General features: G+C 68.2%; 6 protein-coding genes. 5 read left to right on the plus strand and 1 reads right to left on the minus strand.

Features of this window, described 5'->3' with window-relative positions; genetic code table 11:
- From ACT6S0_RS26430 to ACT6S0_RS26440, 3 genes are all read left to right on the plus strand, one after another.
- A partial coding sequence (locus ACT6S0_RS26430) for an ABC transporter substrate-binding protein (protein WP_444766708.1) occupies nucleotides 1-613 on the plus strand: 613 nt, incomplete at its 5' end.
- Between the two features lie 123 nt (nucleotides 614-736).
- A complete protein-coding gene (locus ACT6S0_RS26435; protein WP_444766709.1) occupies nucleotides 737-1,624 on the plus strand; it encodes a branched-chain amino acid ABC transporter permease in 888 nt (295 codons plus the stop codon).
- On the plus strand, nucleotides 1,624-2,601 hold the full coding sequence (locus ACT6S0_RS26440) for a branched-chain amino acid ABC transporter permease (RefSeq protein ID WP_444766710.1): 978 nt from the start codon (nucleotides 1,624-1,626) through the stop codon (nucleotides 2,599-2,601). The genes ACT6S0_RS26435 and ACT6S0_RS26440 overlap by 1 nt, the downstream gene beginning before the upstream one ends.
- Here the strand turns inward: ACT6S0_RS26440 and ACT6S0_RS26445 are convergent.
- The gene (locus ACT6S0_RS26445) at nucleotides 2,540-3,454 is read right to left on the minus strand and encodes a DMT family transporter (RefSeq protein ID WP_444766711.1); all 915 of its coding nucleotides are present in this window, start codon (nucleotides 3,452-3,454) and stop codon (nucleotides 2,540-2,542) included. The genes ACT6S0_RS26440 and ACT6S0_RS26445 overlap by 62 nt on opposite strands.
- Nucleotides 3,455-3,554: 100 nt before the next feature.
- Here ACT6S0_RS26445 and ACT6S0_RS26450 point away from each other — a divergent pair, with 100 nt between their 5' ends.
- Nucleotides 3,555-4,454 (plus strand): helix-turn-helix domain-containing protein, encoded by a 900-nt coding sequence (locus tag ACT6S0_RS26450; RefSeq protein WP_444766712.1) that lies wholly within the window; start codon nucleotides 3,555-3,557, stop codon nucleotides 4,452-4,454.
- Nucleotides 4,455-4,535: 81 nt separating this feature from the next.
- Nucleotides 4,536-4,682 carry a hypothetical protein gene (locus tag ACT6S0_RS26455; RefSeq protein WP_444766713.1) on the plus strand — a complete coding sequence of 49 codons (147 nt, stop codon included), beginning with the start codon at nucleotides 4,536-4,538 and terminating at the stop codon, nucleotides 4,680-4,682.
- Nucleotides 4,683-4,965: the final 283 nt, after the last annotated feature.

The following is a 4,965-nucleotide window of genomic DNA, read 5'->3' on the forward strand; positions in this document are numbered from 1 at the left end:
CGTCAAGCACCCGCTGTCGGCCAGCGACTTCTCTTCCTTCCTGCTGCAAGCCCAGGGCTCAGGCGCGCAGATCCTCGGCTTGGCCAATGCCGGTGGCGACACCATCAACTCGATCAAGGCCGCCAACGAGTTCGGCGTCACCAAGACGATGAAGCTGGCCGGCCTGCTGATGTTCATCAACGACATCCACTCGCTGGGCCTGAAGGCCACCGAAGGCATGTACCTGACCGATGGCTGGTACTGGAACCAGAGCCCCGAGTCGCGCGCCTGGAGCCGCGCCTTCTTCGGCAAGATGAAGCGCATGCCCTCCATGCTGCAGGCGGCGGACTACTCGGCGGTGACCCACTACCTGAAGGCCGTCGACGCGACCAAGACCGACGACGCCGACAAGGTCATGGCCAAGATGAAGGCCACCAAGGTCAACGACTTCTTCGCCAAGAACGGCGAGATCGGGCCCGACGGCCGCATGCGCTATGACATGTACCTGATGCAGGTGAAGAAGCAGTCCGAGTCCAAGGAGCCCTGGGACTACTACAACGTGGTGCAGACCATCCCCGCGAACGAGGCATACACGAAGCTCGCGGACTCGAAGTGCCCGCTCGTCAAGAAGTAGTCCATTGAGGGCCGATGAAATGCAACCACAGAGGCGCAGAGGCTCTGAGAAGCAGCCTTTGAAGCTCCCTTGCATTTCCTCTGTGTCTCCGTGCCTCTGTGGTGCCTTTGAACCTGACGCCCCATGACTGAGTTGTTTGGTATTCCACTGCCCGCCCTGCTCGGCCAGTTGCTGCTCGGCCTGGTGAACGGCTCGTTCTACGCGATGCTGTCGCTGGGCCTGGCGGTCATCTTCGGCATGCTCAATATCATCAACTTCGCCCACGGGGCGCTGTACATGATGGGCGCCTTCCTGGCCTGGATGGGGCTGGACCTGCTGGGGCTGAACTACTGGGTCATGCTGGGCCTGGCGCCGCTGCTCGTCGGGGCTTTAGGCATCGTCATCGAGCGCACGATGCTGCAGTGGCTCTACAAGCTGGACCACCTCTACGGCCTGCTGCTGACCTTCGGCATCACCCTCGTCATCGAAGGCGTGTTCCGCAGCTTCTACGGCGTGTCCGGCCAGCCCTACTCGGTACCCGAGCAGCTGCAGGGCGCCACCAACCTGGGCTTCATGATCCTGCCCAACTACCGGGCCTGGGTCGTGGTCGCGTCCATCACCGTTTGCCTGGCCGTGTGGGCGCTGATCGAGAAGACCTCGCTGGGCGCCAAGCTGCGCGCCGGCACCGAGAACCCCAAGCTCGTGCAGGCCTTCGGCATCAACGTGCCGCTGATGGTCACGCTGACCTATGCCGGCGGCGTGGCACTCGCGGCGTTTGCCGGCGTGCTGGCCGCGCCCATCCTGCAGGTGTCGGCGCTGATGGGCAGCAACCTCATCATCGTGGTGTTCGCCGTGGTGGTCATCGGCGGCATGGGCTCCATCCTGGGCTCCATCGTCACGGGCCTGGGCCTGGGCGTCGTCGAGGGGCTGACAAAGGTCTTCTACCCCGAGGCGTCCAACACCGTCGTCTTCGTCGTCATGGCCATCGTGCTGCTCGTCCGCCCCGCCGGCTTGTTCGGAAAAGAGAAGTAATGAACAAGAAGCTGCTCGGGTACGTCGCCCTCTTCATCGCCATCGCGCTGCTGCCGGCGCTGGGCGTCTATCCCATCTTCGTCATGAAGGTGTTGTGCTACGCCCTGTTCGCCTGCGCCTTCAACCTGCTGGTGGGCTTCACCGGCCTGCTGTCCTTCGGCCATGCGGCCTTCCTCGGCACGGCCGCCTATGTGACCGGCCATGCGCTCAAGGTCTGGGCCCTGCCGGCGCCACTGGGCCTGGCGGTGGGTGCGGGCGCTGCGGCGGCCGTGGGCCTGGTGTTCGGCCTGCTGGCCATCAGGCGCTCGGGCATCTACTTCTCGATGATCACGCTGGCGCTGTCGCAGATGCTGTATTTCGTCTTCCTGCAGGCGCCCTTCACCGGCGGTGAGGACGGCTTGCAGTCGGTGCCGCGCGGCAGCTTCTTCGGCCTGGATCTCGGCAACGACCTGACGCTGTTCTATGTCGTGCTGGGCATCTTCATCGCCGCCTTCTGGCTGATCTACCGCATCGTCCATTCACCCTTCGGCCAGGTGCTGACGTCCATCCGCGAGAACGAGGCGCGCGCCACGTCGCTCGGCTACGACACCGGCCACTTCAAGCTGCTGGCCTTCGTGCTGTCCGCGGGCCTGGCGGGTCTGGCGGGTGCGACCAAGACGCTGGTGCTGGGGTTTGCCACGCTGACCGATGCGATCTGGACCACCTCCGGCCTGGTCATCCTGATGACGCTGGTAGGCGGCATGGGCACGCTGGTGGGCCCGATGGTGGGCGCGCTGGTCATCATCGCGCTGGAGAACAAGATCGGCGACTTCGGCAAGCTGCTGGCCGACACCACCGGCGTGGCCTGGTTCAACGGCCTGGGCGAATCGGTCAGCCTCGTCACCGGGCTGATCTTCATCGTCTGCGTGCTGGCCTTCAGGCGCGGGCTGGTGGGCGAGGCGATGGCGCTGCTGGAGAAGCGGCGGGCTTCTTCCTGAACACCAGCACATTGCCGGCCATCACCAGCGCCAGTCCAACCAGCGCCGGCGCCGTCCAGCGGTAGCCTTCCACCCAGGCCGACACGTTCAGCGCAACGACCGGGAACAGCACCGTGCTGTAGGCCGCCCGCTCCGGTCCCAACCGCCCGACCAGCGTCAGGTAGGCGGTGAAACCGATGACCGAGCCGGGGATGGCCAGGTAGAGCAGGGCGCCGACATAGCGCGGGCTGGCGTCGAAGACCCACGGAACACCCGAGACCAGGGCGTAGCCACACAGGATGGCCGTGCCCACCGCCATGCCCCAGGCATTGGTCTGCACCGGCTTGAGCCCCTGGCCCTGCAGCGCGGCCGACAGCAGGTTGCCGGTCGAGAAGCACAGCGTGCCGGCCAGCGCCCAGGCCAGGCCCGTCAGCGTGCCCGCCCCGGCCTGCTGGCTGGCGATCTCGGGCCAGAACAGCAGCGTGAGACCAGCCAGGCCCAACGCGCCCCCGCCCAGCACCTGCGGCGCAACCGCCCGGCCGTGCACCACACGGGCCAGCAGCGCGTTCCACAGCGCCGCACTGGAGAACACGACCGCCACCAGGCCGCTCGGCAGCGTCTGGCTGGCGTTCAGGAAGCAGACGAAGTTCAGGCAGAACAGGCACAGGCCCTGCGCCAGCACCCAGGTGAGCGCTCGCCCCCGTGGCACGACGAGCTGGCGCCGCCAGGCCAGCCAGGCGAACAGCACCAGGGCCGCCAGCCCGAAGCGGTAGGCGATGGACAGCGCAATGGGCACGGGCCCCAGCTGCCACTTCAAGGCGATCCAGGTCGTGCCCCAGATCAGCACGACCAGCCCATACAGCAATGCATTCATGCCGCCAGCATCGCGCGCCGGGCCGCCACACGATTGCAGATTCCTGCGCATCGTCGACCCTGGCGCGGCACGGGCAAGGCCGCGGCCCTAGCATCGCACCATGGCTTCCCTGACCGCCGGCGCGACCGACCAGCAACCCGTCTTCGAGGTGCTGGGCCGCTCCAACGCACGCCGCGAACGTGAGCTGGCGCTGACCGACGGCCTGCGCCTGGTGCAGTGGCACAACGACGGCGGCCGCATGGACTACCAGCGGCCGGGCCACCACACGCTGTCGGTCTACCTGCAGGGCGGCCACGCCACCCACCTGATCGAGACGCCGCGCGAGACCGGCTCGCCCGGCTGCCACTGCATCCTGCCCGCCGAGCACGAGTCGCGCTGGAACGTCGCCGGGCCGCTGCGCTTCGTCCACCTCTACCTGTCGGCCGACGCCTGGGCGGACCGCGCGGTGCGCCTGCTGGACGCCGAGCCGCGCGCCATCACGCTGGCGCAGCGCATCTTCGGCGTGGACGCCACCCTCGCCGCCTGGGGCCAGCGCGTCGCGGCGCTGGACTGGCAGGACCCGACCGAGCGCCTGCGCATCGACACGCTGAGCCAGGCCGCGCTGGACCATCTCGTACTGCATGCCGCCCGGCCGCGGCAACGCCAGCGCGCCGAACGTTCAGCCGGTGGCCTGGCTGGCGCCGCCCGGCGGCGCGTGCTGGACTTTGTCGACGCCCACCTCGACAGCGCCACTCTCAGCCTGCGCCAGCTCGCCGCCCAGGCCCACCTGTCCGAGTTCCATTTCGCGCGCATGTTCCGTGCCTCCATGGGCTGCAGCGTGCACGACTGGGTCGCCGCCCGGCGCCTGGACCGCGCCCGCACGCTGCTGCGCGAAACCGCCCTGCCGCTGGTCGACATCGCCGCCGCCTGTGGCTATGCCGGCGCCAGTCATCTCAGCCAGCGCTTCAAAGCCGGCACCGGGGCGACGCCCGGTCAGTACAGGCGGACGCCGGCCGGCTGAAGCCTGCTGCCAGGACGTCGTCAGCATTCACTGGTGAGTTAGGGGGCGCGCCAACCGTCGCCGTGGCCCACTATCCTGGCCATGCTCAAGTCCGCCCGCGCCCTTTTCACCGCCACGCTCATCGTGTCGGTGCTGGGCTTTGCGCTGACGCTGTGCATCCCTGATGAAGGCGATCCAGCCGACAGCCCACTGGCGACCGCCCGGCTGATGCTCCCCCCGCAGCGCTGAGACACAGCCCCGCCGGCGTGACAAACGACGCCCCCGGCCGGGCCGGCGATAGGCCTGTTCGCAGACCAGACACCGGCCGGCGCGATGATGTGCGACCTGACCTAGCACTTTCGCCCCGACGATGAACGAGCTGTTGACCTGGACCCTGGCCGCCGTGGCGGCTGCCGTCGTGCTTGCGTGGCTGTGGCTGGGCCGGCGCCGCCAGCAAAGCGCGCGCGCCCGCGCGGAGCGCCGCGAGGCCGAGCGGCTGATGCGGGAGCGCGCCGAGCACATGGCCCGCGCC

This window comes from Roseateles sp. (assembly GCF_052436255.1).
GTDB lineage: Bacteria > Pseudomonadota > Gammaproteobacteria > Burkholderiales > Burkholderiaceae_C > Pelomonas.

What these genes read in the sequence shown, in the direction of transcription:
- ACT6S0_RS26435 (WP_444766709.1), top strand. Translation starts at nt 737, where the DNA reads ATGACTGAGTTGTTTGGTATTCCACTGCCCGCCCTGCTCGGCCAGTTG.
- ACT6S0_RS26440 (WP_444766710.1), top strand. Translation starts at nt 1,624, where the DNA reads ATGAACAAGAAGCTGCTCGGGTACGTCGCCCTCTTCATCGCCATCGCG.
- ACT6S0_RS26445 (WP_444766711.1), bottom strand. Translation starts at nt 3,454, where the DNA reads ATGAATGCATTGCTGTATGGGCTGGTCGTGCTGATCTGGGGCACGACC.
- ACT6S0_RS26450 (WP_444766712.1), top strand. Translation starts at nt 3,555, where the DNA reads ATGGCTTCCCTGACCGCCGGCGCGACCGACCAGCAACCCGTCTTCGAG.
- ACT6S0_RS26455 (WP_444766713.1), top strand. Translation starts at nt 4,536, where the DNA reads ATGCTCAAGTCCGCCCGCGCCCTTTTCACCGCCACGCTCATCGTGTCG.